This is a genomic window from Arthrobacter mobilis (assembly GCF_012395835.1).
In the GTDB taxonomy this organism is placed as follows: Bacteria; Actinomycetota; Actinomycetes; order Actinomycetales; family Micrococcaceae; genus Crystallibacter; species Crystallibacter mobilis.
Window position 1 is genome coordinate 20,596 of record NZ_JAAZSQ010000006.1, and the last position, 23,573, is coordinate 44,168.

The window sequence follows — 23,573 nt, forward strand, 5'->3', positions numbered from 1 at the left end:
CCGATGTCGTAGGTGTTGGTGCCGAGCTCGGCGTGCACTCTCGGCCCGGTGCGGGTCGCAAGTCGCGGCGATGGTGTTGACGATGACCTCGTGGCTGGTCAGGAGCCGGCCGCGCCGGTTCGTGGTGATGTGGGAGAACAGCCGGTGCCCGGTGGTATTCCACTTGCTTGTACCGAGCGGGGAAGTGGCACACGGTGATCTGCAGGCCCGTTTCTACGGTCAGGGCCGCCAGCTCCGTCTTCCAGGCGCGGGTGCGGTAGCCGTTGGAGCCTCCGACGTCCGCGGTGATCAGCAGGCGGGTGGCATGCGGATGGCCGTGTCCGCGCTGACCCTGCCGGGCCAGTTCCGCGGCAAGGTTGCGGGCCGACTTCGTGGTCCAGTGCAGCGGAGACATCGGATTGCCCGCGCAACACGGTATTCTCCGAGGCCCCTGCACATTCCTCATTTCAGTAGTCCCTCAAATTTTAAGCGGGTCCACTGTCCGAAATCCCTAGGCTCACCAGTGGCTCCGTTACGCACACGTTACGCACACGTTACCGCTCACCGATTTCTTTTAACATGAATCCTTTAGCCGCGTTGACATCCCCGGAGCCGGTGGCAAGCTGGAGAAAACGGGGAGTTCCACGGGGCGTTGGGGGCAGCGGACCTACAGGAACGAGTGCTGGGGGGGAGCTGCAGATTATGACTTCGAACAGTAGTTGGGAAATCCGCCTGCTCGGCGGATGGCACGTCTTTAACGGCCGTCGCCCGGTGAGGGTGACGTTCCGCCAGCAGCGGCTGATCGCCGTCCTTGCACTGTATGGCAGCCAGCCCCGGTCCTTCCTGGCCGGAACATTGTGGCCGAACAGCTCGGAGAAGCAGGCCACCGGAAGCCTGCGGGAGAGCATCTGGATGGTCTCCCACCAGCTGCCCGGGCTGCTGGTGGAAGGCCGCGACCCCCTGGGACTGGCCCCCGAGGTGACGGTGGACGTGCACGCCCTCAGGCGGCAGGCCGCGGAGCTGGAGCGGAGCCCCGGCGGCCGCGGTGACAAGAGGCGCGCAGAGCTGCTGGAAGCACTCAGGACTGCCGAGCTGCTGCCTGGCTGGTACGAGGACTGGGTGACCGCCGAGCAGGAACGCTGGAACCAGCTGCGTCTGACAGCGCTTGAACGTCTGGCCGCCCAGTTCCTCGAAAACGGCCAGACGGGGCAGGCCGTGGACGCCGCCGCCTGCGCCATCGCGATTGAGCCGCTGCGGGAAAGCTCCCAGCGGCTGCTGCTGGAGGCGCACCTGGCGGAGGGTAATTACGCCCAGGCCCTGCGCAGCTATGCCGCCTTCAGCTCCCGGCTGCTGGACGAGTTCGGCGTCGAGCCCTCGGCCAGGATCTCGGAGCTGATCGGGCCGTTGAAGCTGGTCGGTGGCGGAGCGCGCGGCGCGTCCCGGCGGAAGTGGCCGGAGCCGGACCACGGGTTCGAGGACGCTGGCACGGCCGGCCGCGCCCGGGCAGGCGGCTGGCTGGCGAAATAGCCGCATCTTCGCCGGCCGGCGAACGCTACAGCTCGGCAGTCAGGGAGGTGGCATAGAGGTCCAGCAGTGCCGGCAGCCCGCCATGCTCCATGGACCGTCGCTGGCGTTCGGCCCCCGTGCCGTCGGCCAGTATCCGGGCGAGCGAGGCATCAACCCACTCGTCGTCGCCGGCTTCCTCGAGCGCGGGGCGGATATGCCGCAGCAACTGTCCCAGCACGTCTTCGGCCGGCAGCAGCACGCCGGCCAGCGGGTCGATCAGCCGCCCTGCCATACCCTGCCGTCCGGCCTGCCATACCGCGGCGTCCAGTATCTCGGCATCCGGCTCCGGGCACTGCCGGCCGCCTGCGGCCTCGGCGACGGCGGTGGAAACCAGGCCGCGGACCAGGGCGGCAATCAGCACGGCGTCCCGGGCCTCGAGCTGCACATCGGCGGCGCGCACCTCGATGGTGGGATAGTGGTCCGAGAGCCGGGCGAGCCAGGTCAGCACGCCGCGGTCGATGATCACCGAGGTGTCCACCAGCCGCTGGACGCGCCGCTCATAGTCGGCGGCATCGGCGAAGAGCGGCGGGCAGCCCTGCAGCGGCCAGCGGCGGTAGCTGATGGTGCGCCAGCTGGCGAAGCCGCTGTCCCGGTCCTGCCAGAACGGCGAGTTGGCGCTCAGCGCCACGATGGCCGGCAGCCAGGGGCGGATCCGGTTCAGCGCCTGGACACCGGTTTCCCGGTCCGGGACCTGGACATGCACATGCTGGCCGTTGATGAACTGGTCGGCCACGATACCTTTGGCACTGGCTTTGAGCTGGTGGTAGCGCAGCTTGTCCGTGACCGCTGGATAGCTTTCATCGATGCGCGGGGCCGTGGCCGTGGCCGCGGCCCGTACGCCGCTCTTGCGCGCGGCCGCATCCAGGCTGCGGCGGAACTTGAGCAGCGATTCCCCGGCCTCGGTCAGCGTGCTGCAGACGCTGGTGGCCGTTTCGATCTGGCAGCTGAGCAGTTCTCGCTGGACGTCCCTCCGGGCCACCTGGGCGGAGTCTTCCAAATGTGCCGCGACGCTGTCGGCCACCGCCGCGGGCAGGCCGCTCAGCGGATCCAGCAGCAGGTATTCCTCTTCGACCCCGATGGTGGGGATGCCGTCGCTGGCTGCCGGACGCCTGGTCGCTGCCTTGTCAGTCGTCTTCGCAGGGTGCTGCATGTGCTGCCTTTCCATCAGGGACGGCGGACACCACGAGCTTAGTTGATCAGCATGCTGTCTGTTGACCCGGCGCGGGGGGTCAGTGTCCGATCACACAGCCAGGGTGGGGATGGTCGCTGCTGATCCACAGTGCCGCCGCGGCTTCGTCGCCCAGATCCAGTTCGCGGCCGGCGTCCGCCGTGCCAACGCTGACCACCAGCGCTCCGCCGAAGGGACGGCGGCCGATCATCCGCACCGGATCGTCCAGGCTGATGTTCTCCGCCTGCAGGAAGCGCAGCAGTGCAGGGTCCGCGTCGCTGATGCGGGTAATCCTGCCGGTATGGCCCTCGTCCAGGTCAGGCAGCCGCCAGGCCCGGGGCACGGTGACAGAACCGTCAGCGGCCGGAATCGGGTCGCCGTGCGGATCCCTGCCGGGGTTGCCCAGTTTCGCCGCGATGCGTTCGATCATTTTGTCGGAGACGGTGTGTTCGAGCAGTTCGGCCTCCTCGTGCACCTCGTCCCAGGCGTACCCGAGCTCGTTCACCAGGTAGGTCTCCAGCAGCCGGTGCCGGCGCACCATGGCCAGTGCGAGCCTGCGCCCCGGCTCGGTAAGTTCGACGTCGCCGTACGGCTCATGCGCGACCAGGCCAAGTTCCACGAGCTTGCGCACCATTTCGGACACGGAGGAGTTCGCCACCCCCAGCCGGGCAGCCAGGACTGAGGAACTGACCGGCCGGTCCTGCCACTCCGTGAAGGTGTAGATCGCCTTCACGTAGTCCTGCACGCTGGACGAATTGCTGCTCAGGACGGAGTTCTTGTGCTTCTTCCTGCTGGCGGGGGACATCTTCGCCTCCAAGGTTCAGCGGCCGGCTTCCTGCCGGGCGGGAGCGGCCGCGGCGGGGCGGGAGGCCAGGCGCCGCCGCCACTGCCAGACTACCCCGCTGCGGCGGGCGAAGAGGAACACCAGGACGAACACCACGGACTGCGCCAGCACCACCGATGCGCCTGTGGAAATGTCCAGGTAGTAGCTGGCATAGATTCCGGCCACGGAGGCGGCGGCCGTGACCGTGCCTGCGATGAGCAGCATGCGGTCGAAGCTGCGCGTCAGCAGGAAGGCGGTGGCCCCGGGAGTGATGAGCATGGCCACCACAAGGATGATGCCCACCGCCTGCAGGCCGACGACGACGGTCAGGGCCAGCAGGCCCAGCAGGAGCGCCGAAAGCCGGCGTGTGCCCAGGCCGATGGCATGGGCGTGGATCCGGTCGAAGGCGAAGAGCGTCAGGTCCCGGCGCTTGAACAGGAGCACGGCCAGCGTCAGGGCTCCCAGGGCCAGCACCTGGATAAGCTCCGGCGTGCTGACGCCCAGGACATTGCCGAAGAGGATGTGCTGCAGGTCGATCTGGCTTGGTGTCTTGGAGACGATGGCCAGGCCGGTGGCGAACAGCCCGGTAAACACGACGCCGATGGCGGTATCGGCCTTTAGCTTGCTGTTCGAGCGGACCGCGCCGATCAGCGCCACGGCGCCGGCACCGAAAACGAAGGCGCCGATGGAAAACGGGATGCCGGCAATGTAGGCCAGCGCCACGCCCGGCAGGACCGCGTGGGATACCGCGTCACCCATGAGCGACCAACCCATCAGGATCAGCCAGCACGAAAGAACCGCGCAGACGACGGCGGCGGCCACGGTGACCAGCAGCGCCCGGGTCAGGAAGCCGTACTGCAGCGGCTCCAGCAGCCAGTTGAGCAGGTCCATCAGGAGGCCTCCTTGGGGGTATCCGCAGCCGCCGCTGCAGGCAGTGGGCCGAAGGTGCGGGCGAGGTTCTCGGCGGTCAGCACGGTTGCGGGCGAGCCGTGGGCCAGCACGTGCCGGTGCAGCAGGACCGCCTCGTCGCACAGTTGGGGGATTCCGGCCAGGTCGTGGGTGGAGATCAGGATGGTGCGGCCCTCGTCCCGCAGTTCGCGGAACAGCGCCACCAGGGCGGCCTCGGAGGACTTGTCGACACCGGCAAATGGTTCATCCAGCAGCATCAGCGCCGCATCCTGGGCGATGCCCCTGGCCACGAAGGCACGCTTGCGCTGGCCGCCGGAGAGTTCACCGATCTGCCGGTGCTGCAGGTCGGCCAGCCCCACGCGTTCAAGGGCGTGGTCGACGGCGTCGCGGTCCTGCCGCCGTGGCCGGCGCATGGGGCCGAGCCTGCCGTAGCGGCCCATCATGACCACGTCCCGGACTGAGACCGGGAAGGTCCAGTCGACATCCTCGGACTGCGGCACGTAGGTCACCAGGTTCAGCTTGCGCGACTGGCCGGAGGGCAGGCCGAAGATCCGCACCGCGCCGCGGACCGGCTGGACCAGTCCCATCAGGGCCTTGAACAGGGTGGACTTGCCCGAACCGTTCACACCGATCAGGCCGCAGATGGTCCGGGGGAGGACGGTAAGGTCCACGCCGTCGAGGGCGACGACGTCGTGGTAGCCCGCGTGCAGCCCGGTGACCGTAATGGCCGCCGCCCCGACGGGTATGTTTGGCAGGCTCATGGGGCCAGGCCTTTCTTGATCATGCGGATGTCGTGCCGGATCAGGTCCAGGTGCGTCGGCACCGGCCCGTCGGCGGTGGAAAGCGAGTCCACGTACAGCGGGGTTTCCAGCCGTGCCCCGGTTGCTGCAGCCACCTGTTCCATGGCGGAAGGGTTGACGGTGGATTCGCAGAAGACCGCCGGCACCTGGTGTTCCTGGACGAAATGGATGGCGTCCTTGATCTGGTGCGGGGTTCCCTCTGCATCCGAATTCACCGGCCAGAGGAAGGCCTCCTGCAGTCCTGCATCCTTGGCCAGGTAGGAGAAGGCGCCTTCGCACGTCACCAGTGCCGGCGTGGCCTGAGGGTCCTTGAAGGCCTGCGTCAGTTCCTCCATGACCGCGTCGAGTTCGCGTTTGTAGTCTTCACCGTTGGCCCGGAAATCAGCCGCGTGGGCCGGGACCAGCGTGCTCAGGGCCTCGACGATGTTGTCCACATAGGTCTTGGCCGCCAAGGGCGACATCCAGGCGTGCGGATTCGGCTTGCCGGCATAGTCGCCGGAACGGATGTCGACCGGTTCGACGCCTTCCGACAGCACGGCGTGCGGTGCGGGCACGGACAGCAGGAACCGTTCGAACCAGCGTTCCAGGCCCAGCCCGTTGTCCAGGATCAGGTCCGCTTCCTGGGCACGGACCAGATCCGAGGGGGTGGGCTCGTAGCCGTGGATCTCGGCGCCGACTTTGGTCAGCGATTCCACCCGCACGTGCTCGCCGGCCACTTGGCGGACCATGTCTGCCAGTACGGTGAAGGTGGTCAGTACCAGCGGCCGCGGATCACCGGAGGTCTGCGGACTGGCAGCCGTTCCGGCAGCCCCGCAGCCGGGCACGGCAAGCAGTGCAGTCAGCAGGGCGAGGACGGCCCACCAGTTTTTCGGCATACCTAAATTTAGCGTGCCGGTATGCCTTAAGCCAACTCTCAGGCCTTGAAGGCGCGCCACGTCTGCGTGTAGTACGGCAGCTGGATGACGGAAGTGCCGGCGTAGTCCAGATGGTCGTGCAGGTACCAGCGCAGGTTGGACAGCACCTTGGCGCGGGTCGGTTCGCCGGCGCGCAGGTAGTAGCTGCGGGACTTGGCCAGTTCCATCACCTCGGCAGCCGTGACCGGATCGCTCCAGCGGGTTTCGTGCCGCTGCAGCCCAATGAACTCCGGACCGATTTGAGGGCGGAAACCGGGCCGGTGCACGTCCCCGGCGTGCATGATGCGCGAGAGCCGGTGGACCCAGGGCACTGTCACATCCAACTGGTTCCAGACCAGGCCGAGCAGACCGCCCGGGCGCAGGATCCGGGCCAACTCGGTGCTGGCGGCCAGCGGGTCCACCCAGTGCCAGGCCTGGGCGACCGTAGCGACGTCCACCGAGGCGTCCGGCAGGCCGGTGTGCTCCGCGGTGCCGAGGACCGTCCGCACGCCGCGGAACTTGCGCGTAAGCTGCGCGAGCATGTCCGCGGACGGGTCCACGGCCACCACCTCGAGGCCGCGCGAGAGCAGTTCGGCCGTGTATTTGCCGGTGCCGGCACCCACGTCCACGGCCCGGGAGGCGCCGGGGGCAGAGCCCAGCAGCCAGTCCACTGCGTCGGACGGATAGCCCGGCCGCACCCGGTCATAATGTTCGCCGCCGGTCTGGAAACTGCCGCCGAAGGCCCGGCGGCGTTCGTCGTCAAGCCGCGGACCGCTCTGAACCACCGCTGTACTCCTATGAACTAACTGTTGAACCAACATTCGACGTGCCGGATAACGCGGGCACCCGGAAACGCATTATCCGGCAAATCCTTCACGCAAGCGCGGGCAGCGGGCGGATGGGTCAGATCCCCGCCGGAGCCGCGCCGGCGGTACCGGGCATGGCCGGGGCCCAGTCCGGGAAGGGCCGGGTTTCCGCGGCCGGGACCCAGCGTTCGCATTCGACCACGTAGTCGTGGCGCAGCCCCTCGTGCTGCAGTTCCGTGAGGCCGGTGAGCAGCCGGGCTGCGTCGTCGAACCGCGACCCCAGTCCGAAGCTGGCCCGCAGCGATCCGGAGGGCAGGCCGAGCCGGTTCAGCAGCGGATGCGCGCAGAACTTGCCATCCCGCAGCCCGACGCCGTGCTCGGCAGACAGATAGGCGGCCACCAGACCGGCGTCGTAGCCGGCCACGGAGAAGTTGACGATGCCGACCGTCCCGGGCTCGTCCTCGGGAAAGATCCGGTGCACCCTGATACCCGGAAGGGATTCCAGTCCAGCCGCCAGGTAGCTGCGCAGCGCCTGCTCCTGCCGCAGCCACACCGCCGGGTCCAGGTCCGCGAGCAATTCGGCGGCCTTGGCCAGGGCCGCGACACCCATCAGGTTGGGCGAGCCTGCCTCGTGCCGGGCCGGTCCGGTTGTCCAGGTCGCGGTCTCCGGGCGGACCCGCCGCACTGCGCCGCCGCCGGCCAGGTACGCGGTCCCGGCATCCAGCCAGTCACCCCGGCCGATGAGTGCCCCGGCGCCGAACGGGGCGTAGAGCTTGCTGCCGGACAGCACCACGTAGTCGATGCCGTCCCGGGCGATGTCGATCCGGCGGTGCGCGGCCAGCTGGGCAGCATCCACGGCTGTCCGCGCCCCGTACCGGCGCGCCAGCCGGGCCGCCTCGGCCACGGGGAAGAGTTCGCCCGTCACATGCGAGGCACCGGTGACTGCCAGCAGGCTGGTCCGGCCGCGGGCCAGTTCGGCCTCGATCGCCGCGAGTGTTCCGGCGATCGTGGGCTGGACGCCGAGGCTGCGGTGGGCGGTGCGCTGCCAGGGCAGCAGGTTCGCGTGGTGCTCGATGTCCAGGTACAGCACTTCTCCGCCCGGCGTCTGGTCAGGCACACATCCGGCAAGCAGGTTCAGGGCGTCCGTAGCGTTCCGGGTGAAGATGACCTGGTCATCCTCCCGGCCGCCCACGAACCGGCGTATGGTGTGGCGCGCCTTCTCGTAGACGGCGGTGGACACCTGGGCCGTGTAGCCGGCCCCGCGGTGCACGCTGGCGCAGTAGGGCAGCAGGTCCTGCAGATGCTCGGCAACGCCGACCAGGGCCGGGGCCGACGCCGCATAGTCCAGGTTCGCCAACCGGACCTGGCCTCCGCGGATCAGCGGTACCTGCAGGTCCGCCCCGGCCACCTCCAGCAGGGGAACGTCGGCGGCAGGGGAGGGGACGGGCAGGATGGCTGGCAGGATGCTGGTGCTCATGGGTCCTCGTGGCTGAGGGAACCGCCGGCAGTGCCGGAGGGTCCGCGCTTGCCGCACCGGGCAGGTGCGGCCAGGTCGTCACCCGGGGCACCCCGCCGCGACGGGAGGGTTGCCGACCAGCAAGCCGGGGCTTTGCGCTGGCACTCGTGACCTGGACCCAGCCTACCGGCGCGGCAGCCCCGGCCCGGGAAAATCACCGCGGATGTTACGAAATGCGCCGCGGCATGATCCCCGGTTACCCGGGCTTGGACGGCCGGGGCCCGTCACCGGCAAGGTCAGGCCGAGGACCCCGGGACACGGCCTGCCGGAAGGCCGGTGTCCCCGGCGGGACGCTGGCCGCGCAATTGCGGATTGAGCAGGTGCAGCACCTCCTCGTGCAGCAGGCCGTTGGTTGCCAGCGCGTTGCCGCCGAACGGCCCCTCCTCGCCTTCGAGCGAGGTGAACCGGCCGCCGGCTTCGGTGACGATCGGCACCAGGGCTGCCATGTCGTGCAGGTTCAGCTCCGGCTCGCAGGCGATATCGACGGCGCCTTCGGCCACCAGGCAGTAGGACCAGAAGTCGCCGTAGGCCCTGGTGCGCCACACGGATTCGGTCAGGTTCAGGAATTCGTCCAGGTTGCCGCGTTCCTTCCAGCCGGTCAGGCTGGAATAGGACAGCGAGGCATCCGCCAGGCTGGACACGCGGGAGACTCCCAGCCGGGTGGCTGCCGAGAGTGAACGTCCGCTGTAGGCGCCGGTGCCTTTGGCGGCCCACCAGCGCCGGCCCAGTGCCGGCGCACTGACTACACCGACTACCGGCCGGTCCTCGTCGACCAGGGCGATCAGCGTGGCCCAGACCGGCACACCCCGGACGAAGTTCTTCGTGCCGTCGATCGGGTCGACCACCCAGCGGCGGAGTCCATGGCCGGTGCTGCCGAACTCCTCGCCCACGACCGCGTCCCGCGGACGTGCCCGGGAGAGTTGGCCGCGGATGGCTTCCTCGGCGGCGCGGTCGGCATCGGTGACCGGGGTGAGGTCCGGTTTAGTCTCGATCTGCAGGTCCAGGGCCTTGAACCGGGACATGGTCATGGCGTCCACGGCGTCGGCCATGACATGGGCCAGGCGGAGGTCATCGGTGTAGTTGTGCGGTTCCAGCGTCATGGCTCCAAGCGTAGCGGCAGGGACCTCGCCTGAGCTTGCGAAGGCGGATAGGCGGTAGCGGCAGGGGTCCCCGTCCGGAGCTTAGAGAAGGACGGGGCAGGCGCTGAACGCTCAGAGGGTGCCCAGCTCCTTGACGTCCTTGGCGTCGGGGTGCTCCTGGGTACCCAGCAGGCGGCGCAGGGAGGCCAGCCGGGCCTCCCCGGCGGCACCGGCGTGGCCGCCGGCCACCCACTCGTCGAGTCCGCAGTTGACCGCGGCAGCATCGTGCCTGCAGCCGCGCTCGCAGTCCGCGGTACCCGGTTCAAGATCGGGGAAGGCAGCCAGGATCCGGTCCGGATCCACGTGGGCGAGGCCGAACGAGCGGATGCCGGGGGTGTCGATGATCCAACTGCCCGGCGGGGCGCCGCGGAGCTTGAGCGCCAGCGCGGAGGAGGAGGTGTGCCGCCCCCGTCCGGTCACGGCATTGACGCTGCCGGTGGCTCGCTCCGCGCCTGTGAGAGCGTTGACCATGGTGGATTTGCCCACTCCCGAGTGCCCCAGCATGACGCTGACCACGCCCTCCAGGTGCCTGCGCAGGTCGGCGACCGCATCGGTGTCGAGCCGGGCGGAGGCGCCTGCGTCCGAGCGCGCGTCGATACCGGAGGCATCGGCCGGGGCAGTGCGGCTGATGACCACCGGCACGTCCAGGCTGTCGTAGTTGGCCAGCAGCTCGGCAGGATCCTTGACGTCGGCCTTGGTGACGCACAGCAGCGGCTTGATGCCCGCATCGTAGGCGGCCACCAGGGCGCGGTCGATGAAGCCGGTCCGCGGCTCGGGATTGGCCGCGGCGACCACGATCACCAACTGGTCCGCATTGGCCACCACCACCCGTTCGACCGGGTCCGTGTCGTCGGCGCTGCGGCGCAGCAGCGTCCGGCGTTCCTCCACCCGCACCAGCCGGGCCAGTGTGTCCGGAGCGCCGGAGACATCGCCGACCAGGGCCACGAAGTCCCCGGCAACCACGGGGGTGCGGCGCAGCTCCCGGGCCCGGGCGGCCACGACGGTGCGCTCGTCGGGGGTGTTTTCGCCGACGACTGCGGTGTAGCGTCCCCGGTCCACGGTGACGATGCGGCCGATGACGGCATCCTCGTGGGCCGGGCGGTCCTTGGTGCGCGGGCGGGAGCCGCGCTTGTTCGGGCGGATGCGGACGTCGGATTCGTCCCAGCTGCCGGTACTTCGGGCCACCGTCAGCGTGCCCCCGCCTGCTCCCGGCCGACCCCGAACATACCGTGCCAGAGCTCTGGGAACTCGGGCATAGTTTTCGACGTCGCGCCGATGTCCTCGACTTCCACCCCTTCGACGGCCAGGCCGATGATGGCCCCGGCAGTGGCCATGCGGTGGTCCGCATAGGAGTGGAAGACGCCGGCGTGCAGCGGCCGCGGCCGGATGATGAGTCCGTCCTCGGTCTCCTCGGCATCCCCGCCGAGCCGGTTGATTTCGGCCACCAGGGCGGCCAGCCGGTCGGTCTCATGGCCTCGCAGGTGGCCAATGCCGGTCAGCCGGGATTCGGAGGATGCCAGGGCGCACAGTGCCGCCACGGTGGGAGCCAGTTCGCTGGTGTCCGCCAGTGCGGCCCCGCGGATCTCCGGACCGCCCGTGACGGTGAGCGTGCCGCCGTCGTACTCCACGCTCGCGCCGAGCCGGGGCAGGATGGTGCGCCACTGGTCCCCGACCTGAGTGGTTTGTGCCGGCCAGTCCGGGATGCGCACCGTGCCGCGCGTGGCGAGGGCTGCGGCCAGGAAGGGGCCGGCGTTGGAGAGGTCCTGCTCGATCCTCAGGTCGAAGGCCCGTACCGGGCCGGGGGCCACAATCCAATGGTCCGGCGTGGAATCATCCACCGCCACGCCCAGGCTGCGCAGCACCTGCACCGTCATGGCGATGTGGTCCAGGCTCGGCACCGGAGGGCCGCTGTGCTCCAGGTGCAGGCCCTGCCCGAACCGCGCCCCGGCCAGCAGCAGGGCCGAGACGAACTGGGAGGACGAGCTGGCGTCGATGACCAGGTGCCCGCCGTCAACGCCGCCGGCGGCGGCCACGGTGAACGGCAGGGCGCCTCGCCCGCCGTCGTCGACGGCGATGCCCAGGCCGCGCAGGCCGGCGACGATCGGGCCCATCGGGCGGTTGCGGGCATGCGGATCCCCGTCGAAGGTGATGGATCCGCTGCACAACGCGGCCAGCGGCGGCACGAAGCGCATAACCGTTCCGGCCAGCCCGCAGTCGATGGCCGTTTCGCCCAGCTGCCGGCCCGGCTCGATCGGGGTCACCACCAGATCCGGGCCGAACTGCCCGTCCCCTTCCACCTCCTCGACGCCGGCGCCGAGCGCCCGCAGCGCCTGGACCATCAGCGCCGAGTCCCGTGAGTGCAGCGGCGAGCGCAGCCGCGAGGGTCCGTCCGCCAGCGCGGCCAGGACGAGGTACCGGTTGGTCAGGGATTTCGACGCCGGTACCCGCACCGTGGCATCCAGCGGGGCAGTGGCGAAGGGCGCCGGCCAGGGGGTGCCGTGCCGGGAGCCTGCGGTAGTGCTAGTCATGAAGCTCAGGAACCCGCCACCGCGGCGGCAGTCCTGGCCGCCGCCTTCGAGGCCGTCTTCGATACCGTCTTGACGGTCTTGCCGGCTGTCTCGGCGGTCCTGCCGGCACTCTCGCCTACCACCTTCGCCGTCCTGCCGGCGGTTTTGCCCATCATCTTCGCGGTCTTGCCTGCCGTCCTGGCGCTCAGCCCCGCCGTCGTGCCGGCGCCCTTGCCCAGGGCCTGCAGGTTCCTGCGGGCGTCCACGACCAGATGTTCGGCACGCCAGGCGAGGCCGGGCTGCCCGGCGGTGTCCACGGCCGCGAGCAGGGCAGCGCCGGTCAGCCCAAGGTTCTTCAGCAGCTGCTGCCGGCGCAGCCGGCGCCCTGCGGGAGTGGTGGAGTCCGCGTTCTGGTATTCGACCACCGCATTGACCGCGGCCATCTTGGCCAGGACCAGTGCGGCGACGCGCGGGAACTTGCCCGCCGCCAGCAGCACTCCGGCGCCGACCTGGGCGGCACCGAGAAGCCGGGCGACGAACATTTCGTTGTTCGTCACGGCGGAGGCCTGCGGCATGATGGAGCCGGCCCGCTGCAGCACCGGACGCAGCTGGTCCGCGGTCTGCCGGGCACTGCGCAGCTGGTCCGCGCCGGAGGCCACGAAAGTGGCCGCGAGGAGCGGTCGGGCGAGACGTCGGACAACTGTCATAGGTGCCTCCTGGCTATGCTGCCGGCCGGGCCGGCAGGGCAACGTACACGGAAAACGTACACCGGATACAACAACTGGTAGGGACGGACGCAGGCCAGCGCCGTCGTGGCGCTGGTCTCTAGTCTTGCACTTTTACCTGCTCCCGGCACACCTCTGCCCGCTGCGGTGCGCCGGACGAAGCCCGGAGGGGCGGACCCGGGAGAACGGGAATAGTACGGGGCGGGGGACCGTTGCGCATAGAAGCAGGATGCTTCGCAACTGGCCGCCTGGCGGCCGGTGCCGTGCCGGCGCGGATGCCGGCAGGGTCGAATGCGGAGCCGGGGAAGCCAGGAAGGGAAGGCCCTGTGCCGACACTGACCACCGAACCGCCCAGGGGACTGCCGGTACCGTGGGCGGCCGGGCGGGTGCCAAGCGTAGACTTGGAGCCAATGACTACCGACAAGTCCGAGACCGAGGTCATGGCCGACAAGCAGCTGGCCCCCGCGCAGGTGTCCGGCGCCGTATCCGGTGAAACATCCGGTGAGGTGGCGGACGTGGCCGGGGAAACTCCCGAGGAACGGGTCGCCCGCTTCGAACGGGATGCCATGCAGTACGTGGACCAGCTGTATTCGGCGGCCATGCGCATGGCGCGCAATCCTTCCGACGCGGAGGACCTGGTCCAGGAGGCCTATGCCAAGGCCTTTTCCGCCTTCCACCAGTACAAGCCCGGGACCAACCTGAAGGCTTGGCTGTACCGGATCCTGACCAACACCTACATCAACTTGTACCGCAAGCGGCAGCGTGAGCCGCTGCAGTCCAACACGGACCAGGTGGAGGACTGGCAGATGTACCAGGCGGCGTCGCACACGCCGTCGGGCCTGCGTTCGGCCGAGGCCGAGGCCCTGGACCATCTGCCGGACTCGGACGTGAAGGATGCCCTGCAGGCGATTCCGGAAGAATTCCGGCTGGCCGTCTACTTCTCCGACGTAGAGGGGTTCGCCTACAAGGAAATATCGGAAATCATGAACACCCCCATCGGTACGGTGATGTCCCGCCTGCACCGCGGTCGCAAGATGCTGCGCGAGCTGCTCGCGGATTATGCAGCCGAGCGCGGCATCCGGAAGCAGGAGACGACGGACACCACCACCGTGACACAACAGGAGAACGGCAAATGAGCGACTGCCAGGGCTTGGGCGACTGCGACGACGATCGCATGAAGCGGATCTACGAATACGTTGACGGTGTGCTCTCGCGCGAGGACGTCGAGGACATCAAGGCGCATCTGGACTCCTGCGCCGACTGTGCCAATGAATACAGCCTGGAATGCCTGATCCGTACCGTGGTCAAACGCTCCTGCCGCGAGGCGGCGCCGGAGACGCTGAAGGAGCGGATCTTGGCCAGGATCAGCCACGCGGAGACGGCCAGCGCCGTCTAGTAGCGGGAGGCCGGCAGGCGCTGGTGGCCGAGGGCCCGGCTGGCCCCGCAACGCAAAGAACCCCCGACGGCGTCTGCCGCGGGGGTTCTTTCGCTGCCTGGGCAGCCGGGGGAACCGGCTGCTCAGGTGTTGGGGCGCTTGCCGTGGTTCGCGCCGCCGCGCTTACGGTCACGGCGCTTGCGTGCACGCTTGCTCATTGCTGCCTCCTCACGTGGCTGTAAAAGAACCGCCAATCAGTCTCCCACACCGGCGGCGGCCTCACCTAACCAGTGGCACTGCGGGAGTACCCCTGGAGCGGGTTCCGAGGGCCCCGCAGGAGAGCGGCCAGGGGTCCGCGTGCGCGGAGCGTGCGGGGAAGGCTGCGAACGGGCGGCGGAGTCGACACGCCGGGAGGAACCCAATCTCTATGCGGGCTCGGGCAGCTCCAGCCACTGGTACCAGCCGCGGTGCAGCACCAGCCAGGCGATCAGGCCGTAGCCGGCCTGCCCGGGTCCGCCGCCGTTGGCGGCCAGGTCGGTGCGCCACTGGCCATGGTTGACCAGCGGGGTGAAGGTGTCGACGTAGACGTGCTTGCGCCGGGTGGTCACGTCCCCGAAGGCCGCCGAGAGTTCGGCCAGGCGCAGGTTCCGGTCCATGTCCAGCCCCGGCGGCGGACCGACGACGAACACTTTGATGCTCAGCTGTGAGGCACCGTCGAGGATATTGGCCAGGTTCAGGCGGCTGCGCGCAGTGGTCAGGCCCAGGTCCAGGTCCCGGCTGGAGAGCCCGATCACCAGCCGGTTCTCGAAGCCGTCGTCGAAGCGGCGGCCGGCCTCCTGCAGCCAGCGCCCGGCCAGCTCCTCGGTGCCTTCATTGGGGGAGGCCAGCGTGAAGGACACCAGGGATGCCGGTGCGGGGTTCGTCCGGGCCAGGGCCCGGCCGAGCCAGCCCAGCGCCCGGGGATCCCCGGCACCGGCCAGCAGTTCGTCGCCGACGGCGGCAATCCTGATTCTGCGTTGCTCCACGAGTTGCTTTCTGGTCGATACCCGATAGTTGGCAGGGTGGAAATGGTTAAAAAGAAAGCGGGTGGGGCGCCGCCGGCACCCCACCCACCATCTTACCTAGCGGCGCTCGAAAGCCTTCTTGACCAGCAGGTCCTGCTCAACTGCGTGCCGCTTGGCCGAGCCCGTGGAAGTCGCCGCCGAGGCCGGCCGCGAGACCACGCGCAGGCCCTTGCCCAGCTGCGCGGGCAGGTGCAGGCCGACGAACGGCCAGGGGCCCTGGTTCGCCGGCTCGTCCTGGGCCCAGACGATTTCGGCGTTCGGGTACTTGGCCAGCTCCGCCTTGATCTCCTCGACCGGCAGCGGGTAGAGCTGCTCGACGCGTACCAGCGCGGTGCGGTTGTCGCCGCTCTTCCGGCGGGCCGCCAGCAGATCGTAGTACAGGCGGCCGGAGACCAGGATGACCCGGTCCACGTCGGCCCCGTTGAGCGTCTCGACCTCCGGAAGCACCGGACGGAAGCTGCCCTGTGTGAATTCTTCCACCGAGGAGGCAGCGGCCTTCAGGCGCAGCAGCTGCTTCGGCGTGAAGATGATCAGCGGCTTGCTCGGACGGCTGAACGCCTGGCGGCGCAGCAGGTGGAAGTGCGAGGCCGGGGTGGTGGGGTTGGCCACCACCATGTTGTCCTGGGCGCACAGCTGCAGGAAGCGTTCGATGCGCCCGGAGGAGTGGTCCGGTCCCTGTCCCTCGTAGCCGTGCGGCAGCATCATGACCAGCGAGGACCGCTGGCCCCACTTCTGTTCCGCGGAGGAGATGAACTCGTCAATGACGGTCTGGGCGCCGTTGACGAAGTCGCCGAACTGGGCCTCCCAGAGCACGAGGGCATCAGGACGCTCCACCGAGTAGCCGTACTCGAAGCCGAGGGCGGCGTATTCGGACAGCAGCGAGTCGTAGATCCACAGCTTGGCCTGGTCCGGGGTGAGGTGGGACAACGGCGCCCACTCCGCTCCGGTGGCACGGTCGTGGAATACCGCGTGGCGCTGCACGAAGGTGCCGCGGCGGGAGTCCTGCCCGGCCAGGCGGACCGGGATGCCTTCCATCAGCAGCGAGCCGAAGGCCGCGATCTCGCCGAAGCCCCAGTCGATGCCGCCTTCGCGGGACATCTGCTCGCGCTTTTCCAGCAGCGGCTTGAGCTTCGGGTGGATGGTGAACCCTTCGGGCACATTGATGTGCGCCTTGCCGATGTAGGCCAGTGTGTCGGCGCTGATCGCGGTGCTGCCGGGCACGCGCTCGGTGTCCTCCTGCTGCTGGGAGAGGGGACGTTCGAGGTCGCTTACGGCGGCGGCGTCCTTGGTGACGACCGGGATCGGCGAGGTTTGGGCGGCGTGGGTTTCGGCGAAGACGCGTTCCAGCCGCTCCTGGTAGTCGCGCAGGGCCTGGTCCGCTTCATCCTGCGTGATGTCGCCGCGGCCGACCAGGGCCTCGGTGTACAGCTTGCGGGTGGAGCGCTTGGCCTCGATCAGGTTGTACATCATCGGCTGGGTCATCGAGGGGTCGTCACCCTCGTTGTGGCCGCGCCGGCGGTAGCAGACCAGGTCGATCACGACGTCCTTGTGGAAGCGCTGGCGGTATTCGTAGGCCAGCTGGGCCACCCGGACCACGGCCTCCGGATCGTCGCCGTTCACGTGGAAGACCGGGGACTGGATCATCTTGGCGACGTCGGTGGAGTACACCGAGGAGCGCGAGGACTGCGGCGAGGTGGTGAAGCCGATCTGGTTGTTGACCACAATGTGGATGGTGCCGCCGGTACGGTAGCCGCGCAGCTGCGACAGGTTCAGCGTCTCGGCCACCACGCCCTGTCCGGCGAAGGCTGCGTCGCCGTGGACCATGATGGGCAGCACCGGGAAGGTACCCGTGGCGCCCTGGTCCAGGCGGTCCTGCTTGGCCCGGACAATGCCTTCCAGGACCGGGTCCACGGCTTCGAGGTGGGACGGGTTCGCCGCCAGGTAGACCTTGGTTTTGTTCCCGTTGTCCGAGGTGAACGTGCCCTCGGTGCCCAGGTGGTACTTGACGTCGCCGGAGCCCTGGACGCTGCGCGGGTCCTGGGTGCCCTCGAACTCGCGGAAGACCTGGGCGTAGGTCTTGCCGGCGATGTTGGTCAGCACGTTCAGCCGGCCGCGGTGGGCCATGCCGATCGCCACTTCGTCCAGTCCGTCGTCGGCGGCATCGGAGATGACGGCGTCCAGCAGCGGAATCAGCGACTCGCCGCCCTCCAGGGAGAAGCGCTTCTGGCCGACGAACTTGGTCTGCAGGAAGGTCTCGAAGGCCTCGGCCGCGTTGAGCTTGCCCAGGATCCGCAGCTGTTCTTCGCGGCTGGGCTTGGCGTAGTCGCGCTCGAGCTCGTCCTGGAACCACTTGCGCTCGGCCGGGTCCTGGATGTGCATGTATTCGACGCCGGTGGTGCGGCAGTAGGCGTCGCGCAGCACCCCGAGGATGCTGCGCAGCGTCAGCCGGCTCTTGCCGCCGAAGCCGCCGGTGGTCCACTCCCGGTCCAGGTCCCACAGGGTCAGCCCGTAGGTGAGGATGTCCAGGTCCGGGTGCTTGCGCTGGACGTACTCGAGCGGGTTGGTGTCGGCCATCAGGTGGCCGCGCACGCGGTAGGCGTGGACCAGCTGCTGGATCCGCGCGACCTTGTTCACCTGCTGGGCGACATCCACCTGGTTGTCGGCGTGCCAGCGGACCGGCTCGTAGGGGATCCGCAGGGCCTCGAAGATCTCGTCGTAGAAGCCCTGCTCGCCCAGCAGCAGCGACTCGACCAGGCGCAGGAATTCGCCCGAGCCGGCGCCCTGGATGACGCGGTGGTCGTAGGTGGAGGTCAGGGTGATGATCTTGCCCACACCCTGCAGCGCCAGCGTCTTTTCGCTCGAGCCGCGGAACTCGGCCGGGTACTCCAGCGCGCCGACGCCGATGATGCAGGCCTGGCCCTTGGACAGGCGCGGGACGGAGTGGACGGTGCCGATGCCGCCGGGGTTGGTCAGCGAGGCAGTGGTGCCCGCGTAGTCGTCGGCGGTCAGCTGGCCGCCGCGGGCTCGTTTGATCAGGTCCTCATAGGTGTGCCAGAACTCGGAGAAGTTCATGGTCTCGGCCTTCTTGATGTTCGGGACAACAAGCAGGCGGGAACCGTCGGGCTTGGGCATGTCGATGGCGATGCCGAAGTTCACGTGCGCAGGCTGCACGGCCACGGGCTTGCCGTCCACCTCGTCATAGTGCACGTTCTGGCTGGGGAACTGGCCCAGCGCCTTGACGACGGCGTAGCCGATCAGGTGGGTGAAGGAGACCTTACCGCCGCGGGCACGGGCCAGGTTGGAGTTGATGACCAGACGGTTGTCGATCAGCAGCTTCGCGGGAACGGCGCGGACGGTGGTCGCGGTCGGTACGCTCAGGCTCTGGTCCATGTTGGACGCGATGGCCTTGGCCGGGCCGCGCAGCACGGAGACGATGTCTTCTTCGGTCTTCGCGTTGGGTGCGGACTTGGGCAGCTGGGCGGGGATGGGGGCCGTCCTGGCCGCCGGGGCCGGAGCGGACGCCTTGGGCGCAGCAGCGGCTTCGGGTGCCGGGGCGGCGGACACCGAGATGGCGGTGGAGGTGTTCGGGGCGGGGGCGGGATCGGCCGGAATCGGTTCGGCTCCGGCGGCGGTTCCGTCCATGGCCGGCGAAACGGCGGGCTTGATCACGGGCAGTGCCTTGGTGGAAGGGTTGGTTTCGGCAGCGGCCGGAGCAGCCGGGGTACCGTTGGCCGCCGGTGCCGACCCGGTCGCGGACTCGAAGATGCTCCACCACTTCCGGTCCACGGAATTCTTGTCCTGGAGGTATTGTTCGTAAATTTCATCGACGAGCCATTCGTTACCGCCGAATTCCTCGGGTAGACGAAGGTTGGGATGCTCTGGCACTTTGTTTACGCCTCTTCCATCTGTTGCCGCTTGCCCGTCAGATCGCACGCTGCACCCGCATTAGCCCATGACGTTGCCGCGAGGCATGGCCGCGGGCCGAGGCAGCCGTGAGTGCGTGTGGACGCACATGATCTGGACCTCAAGCCAGTCTAGTAACACATGAGCAGGTCTAGCCAATCACCTGCCCGAACACTACGTATTCTGGAGGGGAGGCGGACTCCGCCCGGTTGATGCCACCGATTCCAGGAGTAGAGCATGCGTTTCCTTAACGAGCCGTCCACCGACCTGACGTACTCGGATGTGTTCCTGGTCCCGTCCCGGTCCGACGTCGTTTCCCGCCTGGATGTGGATCTGTCCCCGCAGGATGGAACCGGTGCCAGCATCCCGGTGGTGGCGGCGAACATGACGGCGGTCACCGGGCGCAGGATGGTGGAGACGCTTGCCCGCCGCGGCGGGCTGGCGGTGCTGCCGCAGGATGTGCCGGTCGAGGTGATTGCCGAGGTCGCCGCCTGGGTCAAGGACCGCCATCCTGTCTACGAGACCCCGCTGCGGCTGCGCCCGGACAATACCGTGATCGATGCCCTGCACCTGATGGCCAAGCGCTCGCACGGCGCCGTGGTGGTGGTCGACGGCGGGCAGCGCTGCCTGGGCGAGGTCAGCGCCCGGGACTGCGAGGGAGTGGACCGGTTCGCGTCGCTGGAATCGGTGATGCGCCCGACCCTGCTCACCCTCCAGGCCTCGATGTTCACCGGCGAACTGGTTCCTGCGCTGCGCAAGGTCTTCGAATTGTTCGACGGCGCCGGTGCCGCGTTTGCCCCGGTGGTCGACGACGACGGCGTGGTGCAGGGCGCGCTCACGCGCACCGGCGTGCTGCGCTCGACCATCTACCGGCCGGCGCTGGACGCGGACGGCCGGCTGAAGGTCGCCGCCGCCGTCGGCATCAACGGCGATGTGCGCGCCAAGGCCGCCGCGCTGCTGGAGGCAGGGGTGGACGTGCTGGTGGTCGACACAGCCCACGGGCACCAGGCCAAGATGTTCGAGGCGCTGCGCGCCGTGCGCAGCCTGGATCCTGCCGTGCCCGTGGTCGCCGGCAACGTGGTCGGTGCCGGCGGGGTGCGCGACCTGGTCGAGGCCGGCGCGGACATCATCAAGGTGGGTGTGGGCCCTGGCGCCATGTGCACGACGCGGATGATGACGGCGGTGGGCCGGCCGCAGTTCTCCGCGGTCTACGAGTGCGCCCGGGAAGCTCGGCGGCTTGGCGCGCACGTCTGGGCCGACGGCGGGGTGCGGTATCCCCGGGACGTGGCCCTGGCGCTAGCCGCCGGCGCCAGCCAGGTCATGATCGGATCGTGGTTCGCCGGCACCCACGAAAGCCCGGGGGACCTGCTCACGGACAGTTCCGGGCGGGAGTACAAGGAGAGCTTCGGCATGGCTTCGTCCCGGGCGGTCCAGCAGCGCACCCGCACCGAGGGCGCCTTCGAGCGGGCCCGGAAAGGTCTGTTCGAAGAGGGGATCTCCTCCTCGAGGATGTTCCTGGATCCGGCACGCCCGGGCGTGGAAGACCTGCTGGACCTGATCACCTCCGGGGTGCGCAGCGCCATGACCTATGCCGGCGCTCTGGACCTGGAGCAGTTCCACGAACGGGCAGTGGTCGGCGTGCAGTCGGCTGCCGGCTACGAGGAAGGCCGGCCCGTCCCGCAGAGCTGGTGATGGAACCCCCGGGCCTTGGCAGCAGGCCTGGCTGCTAGGCTTTAAGGACAATGGACAGCTATTCTAGACGCCGGTCCGTGACGACTGCCCCGCCCGCTGCGGCATGCACCAAGGCAGTCCCACCCAGCACCGGCCGACCCCGCACCCGTGCCCCGCATTCGCTGCCCGCCGCCGGAGCGGCCGGACAGGAGCCCTCCAGTCCGGATCCGGATCCTCTCCCACCTGACGGACCTGACCAGCTGCCGGCGCCCTTCCATGCCTGCCGTCTACGGGGAGGCCGCTGATGGAATGGCTCCAAATTGCCGCAGGACTCCTCCTGATCCTGGGCACCGGCTTCTTCGTCGCCGTCGAATTCTCCCTGGTCGCCCTGGACCAGCCCACCGTCCAGCGCGCCATCGACAACGGGGACAAGGGCGCCGTGCCGCTGATGCGGTGCCTGAAGTCCCTGTCCACCCAGCTGTCCAGCTGCCAGCTGGGCATTACCCTGACCACCCTGCTGACAGGTTTCCTGCTGGAGCCGTCCATCAGCTCGCTGCTGCGCGGGCCGCTGGCCGCGCTGGGCCTGCCCGCTGCGGTGCATGAACCGGCCGCCGTCGTCATCGCCATGACCCTGGCCACCCTGCTCTCCATGCTGATCGGCGAGCTGGTTCCCAAGAACGCCTCGATTGCCCTGCCAATGGCCATCGGCAAGGCCGTCGCGCGCCCGCAGCTGCTCTTCACCGCAGTGTTCAAGCCGGCCATCGTCGCGCTGAACGGTTTTGCGAACAAGGTGCTGCACCTGTTCGGCCTGGAGGCCAAGGAAGAGCTTTCCGGCGCCCGGACCCCCTCCGAGCTGGCCTCGCTGGTGCGCCGCTCGGCCGAGATGGGCACGCTGGACGCCGGCACCGCCACCTTCCTGTCCCGGACGCTCACCTTTTCCGGGCGCACGGCGGCCGACGTGATGACCCCGCGCATCCGGGTGGAGTTCATTGACGCTGACCAAAGCGTGGCCGACCTCGTGACGGTCGCGCGGCGGACCGGATACTCAAGGTTCCCGATCCTGGGCGATTCCCCGGACGATGTCCGCGGCGTCGCCCACATCAAGAAGGCCATTGCCGTGCCCCGGGACAAGCGCGCAGGGCTGTCCGTGGCGGCGATCATGGCCGATGTGCTGCGGGTGCCCGAAACCGTGCACCTGGACTCGCTGCTGACCGAACTGCGCGCCTCGAACCTGCAGTTCGCCGTGGTCCTGGACGAATACGGCGGCACGGCCGGCGTGGTCACGCTGGAGGACCTGGTCGAGGAAATCGTCGGGGAGGTCAAGGACGAGCACGACCGGGTCAAGCCCGGGGTGCTGCAAAGTGCCACCGGCAACTGGTACTTTCCGGGCCTGATGCGCCCGGACGAAGTTTCCGAACAGATCCCGCTGCTCACCGTCCCGGACGAGGCCAGCTATGAGACCGTCGGCGGGTTCATCATGGCCCAGCTGGGCCGGATTGCCGCGGTCGGGGACACTGTGGCCGTCGACGGCGGGGTGCTGGAAGTGGAGCGCATGGACGGCCGGCGGATCGACCGCGTCCGGTTCATCCCGGCACCGCCTCCGGTGCCGGCCGAGGGCGGAGGCGGACGATGAACCCCGAAGCGGGTATTTTCTGGCTGGTCATCCTGCTCCTGGGTAACGCGTTCTTCGTCGGTGCAGAGTTCGCGGTGATGTCGGCCCGCCGCAGCCAGATCGAGCCGCTGGCCGACGCCGGCTCGCGGCGGGCGAAGACCACGCTGTGGGCCATGGAGAACGTGTCCCTGATGCTGGCCTGCGCGCAGCTGGGCATTACCGTCTGCTCGCTGCTGATCCTGAACGTGGCCGAACCCGCCATCAAGGAACTGCTGCTGATTCCGCTGGAGCACTGGGTGGGGATCCCGCACGAGGCCTCCTACGCAGCCTCTTTCCTGGTGGCGCTGCTGGCGGTCACGTTCCTGCATGTGACCCTGGGCGAGATGGTTCCCAAGAACATCTCGGTGTCCACGGCGGACAAGGCGGCCCTGCTGCTGGCGCCGCCGCTGGTGTACGTCTCCAAAGCGGTCCGGCCGGTGATCGCCGTGCTCAACTGGAGCGCCAACCACATTCTGCGCCTGATGCGGATCACGCCAAAGGATGAGGTCACGTCGACCTTCACCCTGGAGGAGGTCCAGTCCATCGTGCAGGAGTCCACCCGGCACGGCCTGGTGGACGACGAGTCCGGGCTGATCTCCAGTTCACTGGAATTCTCCGGGCAGACCGCACGCAGCGTCATGGTCCCGCTCGCCGAACTGGTCACCATCGATGTGGACGCCACGCCGGAGGAGTTCGAGCGCCTGGTGCGCCGTACCGGCTTCTCGCGGTTCCCGGTGGCTGACCACGAGGGAAACCTAACCGGATACCTGCACCTGAAGGACGTCATGACCATCCCGGAGGAAGGCTTCCGACGCCCCGTTTCGGTGGGCAAGGTCCGCACGCTGGCCAACCTGGGGCCGGAGGATGAGATCGAGGACGCGCTGGCCGTGATGCAGCGGACCGGTACGCATCTCGCCCGGGTCATTAGTCCGGAGGGCCGGACCATGGGCGTGCTGTTCCTGGAAGACGTGCTCGAGGTGCTCGTGGGGGAGATCCGCGATGCCACCCAGGTCCAGGGCGAACGCCGCCGCGGCGACTGAGGCCGGGTGCCTTCGGGGCCCCGGCAGCGCACGGAAAG

Annotated in this window: 20 protein-coding genes, 1 pseudogene and 1 riboswitch; of the genes and pseudogenes, 6 read left to right on the forward strand and 15 right to left on the reverse strand. The window is 68.8% G+C overall.

The genetic code is table 11. The annotated features are described in order from the left end of the window. Positions 1-313 (reverse strand): annotated as a pseudogene (locus tag HGG74_RS08125) (ISAzo13-like element transposase-related protein); the annotation flags it as partial. A 368-nt stretch (positions 314-681) separates the two neighbouring features. Here HGG74_RS08125 and HGG74_RS08130 point away from each other — a divergent pair. After that, positions 682-1,506 carry an AfsR/SARP family transcriptional regulator gene (locus HGG74_RS08130; protein ID WP_168485858.1) on the forward strand — a complete coding sequence of 275 codons (825 nt, stop codon included), beginning with the start codon at positions 682-684 and terminating at the stop codon, positions 1,504-1,506. Positions 1,507-1,531: 25 nt separating this feature from the next. Here HGG74_RS08130 and HGG74_RS08135 read toward each other — a convergent pair whose 3' ends face one another. The 11 genes from HGG74_RS08135 to HGG74_RS08185 all read right to left on the reverse strand — a co-directional run bounded on the left by HGG74_RS08135 (position 1,532) and on the right by HGG74_RS08185 (position 12,813). After that, entirely contained in the window at positions 1,532-2,695 is a 1,164-nt protein-coding gene (locus HGG74_RS08135) for a carboxylate-amine ligase (protein WP_205761596.1), read from the reverse strand. Positions 2,696-2,774: 79 nt separating this feature from the next. After that, positions 2,775-3,518 carry a metal-dependent transcriptional regulator gene (locus HGG74_RS08140; protein ID WP_168485859.1) on the reverse strand — a complete coding sequence of 248 codons (744 nt, stop codon included), beginning with the start codon at positions 3,516-3,518 and terminating at the stop codon, positions 2,775-2,777. Positions 3,519-3,533: 15 nt separating this feature from the next. Further along, complete coding sequence (locus tag HGG74_RS08145) at positions 3,534-4,427, reverse strand: metal ABC transporter permease (RefSeq protein ID WP_168485860.1); 894 nt, start codon at positions 4,425-4,427, stop codon at positions 3,534-3,536. Beyond that, entirely contained in the window at positions 4,427-5,206 is a 780-nt protein-coding gene (locus HGG74_RS08150; RefSeq protein WP_168485861.1) for a metal ABC transporter ATP-binding protein, read from the reverse strand. The genes HGG74_RS08145 and HGG74_RS08150 overlap by 1 nt, the downstream gene beginning before the upstream one ends. After that, positions 5,203-6,120 (reverse strand): metal ABC transporter substrate-binding protein, encoded by a 918-nt coding sequence (locus tag HGG74_RS08155; protein WP_168485862.1) that lies wholly within the window; start codon positions 6,118-6,120, stop codon positions 5,203-5,205. The genes HGG74_RS08150 and HGG74_RS08155 overlap by 4 nt, the downstream gene beginning before the upstream one ends. Before the next feature lie 38 nt (positions 6,121-6,158). Further along, positions 6,159-6,923 (reverse strand): class I SAM-dependent methyltransferase, encoded by a 765-nt coding sequence (locus HGG74_RS08160; RefSeq protein WP_168485863.1) that lies wholly within the window; start codon positions 6,921-6,923, stop codon positions 6,159-6,161. Between the two features lie 118 nt (positions 6,924-7,041). After that, positions 7,042-8,421: an aminotransferase class V-fold PLP-dependent enzyme gene (locus tag HGG74_RS08165; RefSeq protein ID WP_168485864.1), complete on the reverse strand. Its 1,380-nt coding sequence runs from the start codon at positions 8,419-8,421 to the stop codon at positions 7,042-7,044. Between the two features lie 39 nt (positions 8,422-8,460). Next, positions 8,461-8,573, reverse strand: a riboswitch (SAM riboswitch). A 123-nt stretch (positions 8,574-8,696) separates the two neighbouring features. Then, complete coding sequence (hisN, locus tag HGG74_RS08170; RefSeq protein ID WP_168485865.1) at positions 8,697-9,560, reverse strand: histidinol-phosphatase; 864 nt, start codon at positions 9,558-9,560, stop codon at positions 8,697-8,699. 111 nt (positions 9,561-9,671) lie between these two features. Beyond that, a complete protein-coding gene (rsgA, locus tag HGG74_RS08175) occupies positions 9,672-10,784 on the reverse strand; it encodes a ribosome small subunit-dependent GTPase A (RefSeq protein ID WP_168485866.1) in 1,113 nt (370 codons plus the stop codon). Between the two features lie 2 nt (positions 10,785-10,786). Further along, on the reverse strand, positions 10,787-12,127 hold the full coding sequence (gene aroA / locus HGG74_RS08180) for a 3-phosphoshikimate 1-carboxyvinyltransferase (protein WP_205761598.1): 1,341 nt from the start codon (positions 12,125-12,127) through the stop codon (positions 10,787-10,789). A gap of 5 nt (positions 12,128-12,132) precedes the next feature. Then, positions 12,133-12,813 (reverse strand): DoxX family protein, encoded by a 681-nt coding sequence (locus HGG74_RS08185; protein ID WP_168485867.1) that lies wholly within the window; start codon positions 12,811-12,813, stop codon positions 12,133-12,135. A 458-nt stretch (positions 12,814-13,271) separates the two neighbouring features. Between HGG74_RS08185 and HGG74_RS08190 the strand changes: the two genes are divergently transcribed. Further along, complete coding sequence (locus HGG74_RS08190; protein ID WP_168486004.1) at positions 13,272-13,967, forward strand: sigma-70 family RNA polymerase sigma factor; 696 nt, start codon at positions 13,272-13,274, stop codon at positions 13,965-13,967. Then, on the forward strand, positions 13,964-14,227 hold the full coding sequence (gene rsrA / locus HGG74_RS08195; protein WP_168485868.1) for a mycothiol system anti-sigma-R factor: 264 nt from the start codon (positions 13,964-13,966) through the stop codon (positions 14,225-14,227). Before HGG74_RS08190 ends, rsrA begins: the two co-directional genes overlap by 4 nt. Positions 14,228-14,349: 122 nt before the next feature. On the opposite strand, the gene HGG74_RS22245 is transcribed toward rsrA, so the two are convergent. The 3 genes from HGG74_RS22245 to HGG74_RS08205 form a co-directional block, all read right to left on the reverse strand. Next, a complete protein-coding gene (locus HGG74_RS22245; protein ID WP_369299106.1) occupies positions 14,350-14,424 on the reverse strand; it encodes a 50S ribosomal protein bL37 in 75 nt (24 codons plus the stop codon). 207 nt (positions 14,425-14,631) lie between these two features. Continuing rightward, positions 14,632-15,231, reverse strand: a complete 600-nt coding sequence (locus HGG74_RS08200) for a GDSL-type esterase/lipase family protein (RefSeq protein WP_168485869.1) — start codon at positions 15,229-15,231, stop codon at positions 14,632-14,634. Positions 15,232-15,327: 96 nt separating this feature from the next. Then, on the reverse strand, positions 15,328-19,155 hold the full coding sequence (locus HGG74_RS08205) for a multifunctional oxoglutarate decarboxylase/oxoglutarate dehydrogenase thiamine pyrophosphate-binding subunit/dihydrolipoyllysine-residue succinyltransferase subunit (protein ID WP_168485870.1): 3,828 nt from the start codon (positions 19,153-19,155) through the stop codon (positions 15,328-15,330). A gap of 255 nt (positions 19,156-19,410) precedes the next feature. Between HGG74_RS08205 and guaB1 the strand changes: the two genes are divergently transcribed. The 3 genes from guaB1 (at position 19,411) to HGG74_RS08220 (ending at position 23,535) form a co-directional block, all read left to right on the forward strand. After that, complete coding sequence (guaB1, locus tag HGG74_RS08210; RefSeq protein WP_168485871.1) at positions 19,411-20,865, forward strand: GMP reductase; 1,455 nt, start codon at positions 19,411-19,413, stop codon at positions 20,863-20,865. A 283-nt stretch (positions 20,866-21,148) separates the two neighbouring features. Then, positions 21,149-22,477 carry a hemolysin family protein gene (locus HGG74_RS08215; protein WP_168485872.1) on the forward strand — a complete coding sequence of 443 codons (1,329 nt, stop codon included), beginning with the start codon at positions 21,149-21,151 and terminating at the stop codon, positions 22,475-22,477. Then, positions 22,474-23,535 carry a hemolysin family protein gene (locus tag HGG74_RS08220; RefSeq protein WP_168485873.1) on the forward strand — a complete coding sequence of 354 codons (1,062 nt, stop codon included), beginning with the start codon at positions 22,474-22,476 and terminating at the stop codon, positions 23,533-23,535. Before HGG74_RS08215 ends, HGG74_RS08220 begins: the two co-directional genes overlap by 4 nt. Positions 23,536-23,573 lie beyond the last annotated feature (38 nt).

Coding starts and splice junctions, on each gene's coding strand:
- HGG74_RS08165 (WP_168485864.1), bottom strand. CDS start 8,421: ATGAGCACCAGCATCCTGCCAGCCATCCTGCCCGTCCCCTCCCCTGCC.
- rsrA (WP_168485868.1), top strand. CDS start 13,964: ATGAGCGACTGCCAGGGCTTGGGCGACTGCGACGACGATCGCATGAAG.
- guaB1 (WP_168485871.1), top strand. CDS start 19,411: ATGCGTTTCCTTAACGAGCCGTCCACCGACCTGACGTACTCGGATGTG.
- HGG74_RS08140 (WP_168485859.1), bottom strand. CDS start 3,518: ATGTCCCCCGCCAGCAGGAAGAAGCACAAGAACTCCGTCCTGAGCAGC.
- HGG74_RS08130 (WP_168485858.1), top strand. CDS start 682: ATGACTTCGAACAGTAGTTGGGAAATCCGCCTGCTCGGCGGATGGCAC.
- HGG74_RS08155 (WP_168485862.1), bottom strand. CDS start 6,120: ATGCCGAAAAACTGGTGGGCCGTCCTCGCCCTGCTGACTGCACTGCTT.
- hisN (WP_168485865.1), bottom strand. CDS start 9,560: ATGACGCTGGAACCGCACAACTACACCGATGACCTCCGCCTGGCCCAT.
- HGG74_RS08145 (WP_168485860.1), bottom strand. CDS start 4,427: ATGGACCTGCTCAACTGGCTGCTGGAGCCGCTGCAGTACGGCTTCCTG.
- HGG74_RS08215 (WP_168485872.1), top strand. CDS start 21,149: ATGGAATGGCTCCAAATTGCCGCAGGACTCCTCCTGATCCTGGGCACC.
- HGG74_RS08150 (WP_168485861.1), bottom strand. CDS start 5,206: ATGAGCCTGCCAAACATACCCGTCGGGGCGGCGGCCATTACGGTCACC.
- HGG74_RS08220 (WP_168485873.1), top strand. CDS start 22,474: ATGAACCCCGAAGCGGGTATTTTCTGGCTGGTCATCCTGCTCCTGGGT.
- aroA (WP_205761598.1), bottom strand. CDS start 12,127: ATGACTAGCACTACCGCAGGCTCCCGGCACGGCACCCCCTGGCCGGCG.
- HGG74_RS08190 (WP_168486004.1), top strand. CDS start 13,272: ATGGCCGACAAGCAGCTGGCCCCCGCGCAGGTGTCCGGCGCCGTATCC.
- HGG74_RS08185 (WP_168485867.1), bottom strand. CDS start 12,813: ATGACAGTTGTCCGACGTCTCGCCCGACCGCTCCTCGCGGCCACTTTC.
- HGG74_RS08135 (WP_205761596.1), bottom strand. CDS start 2,695: ATGCAGCACCCTGCGAAGACGACTGACAAGGCAGCGACCAGGCGTCCG.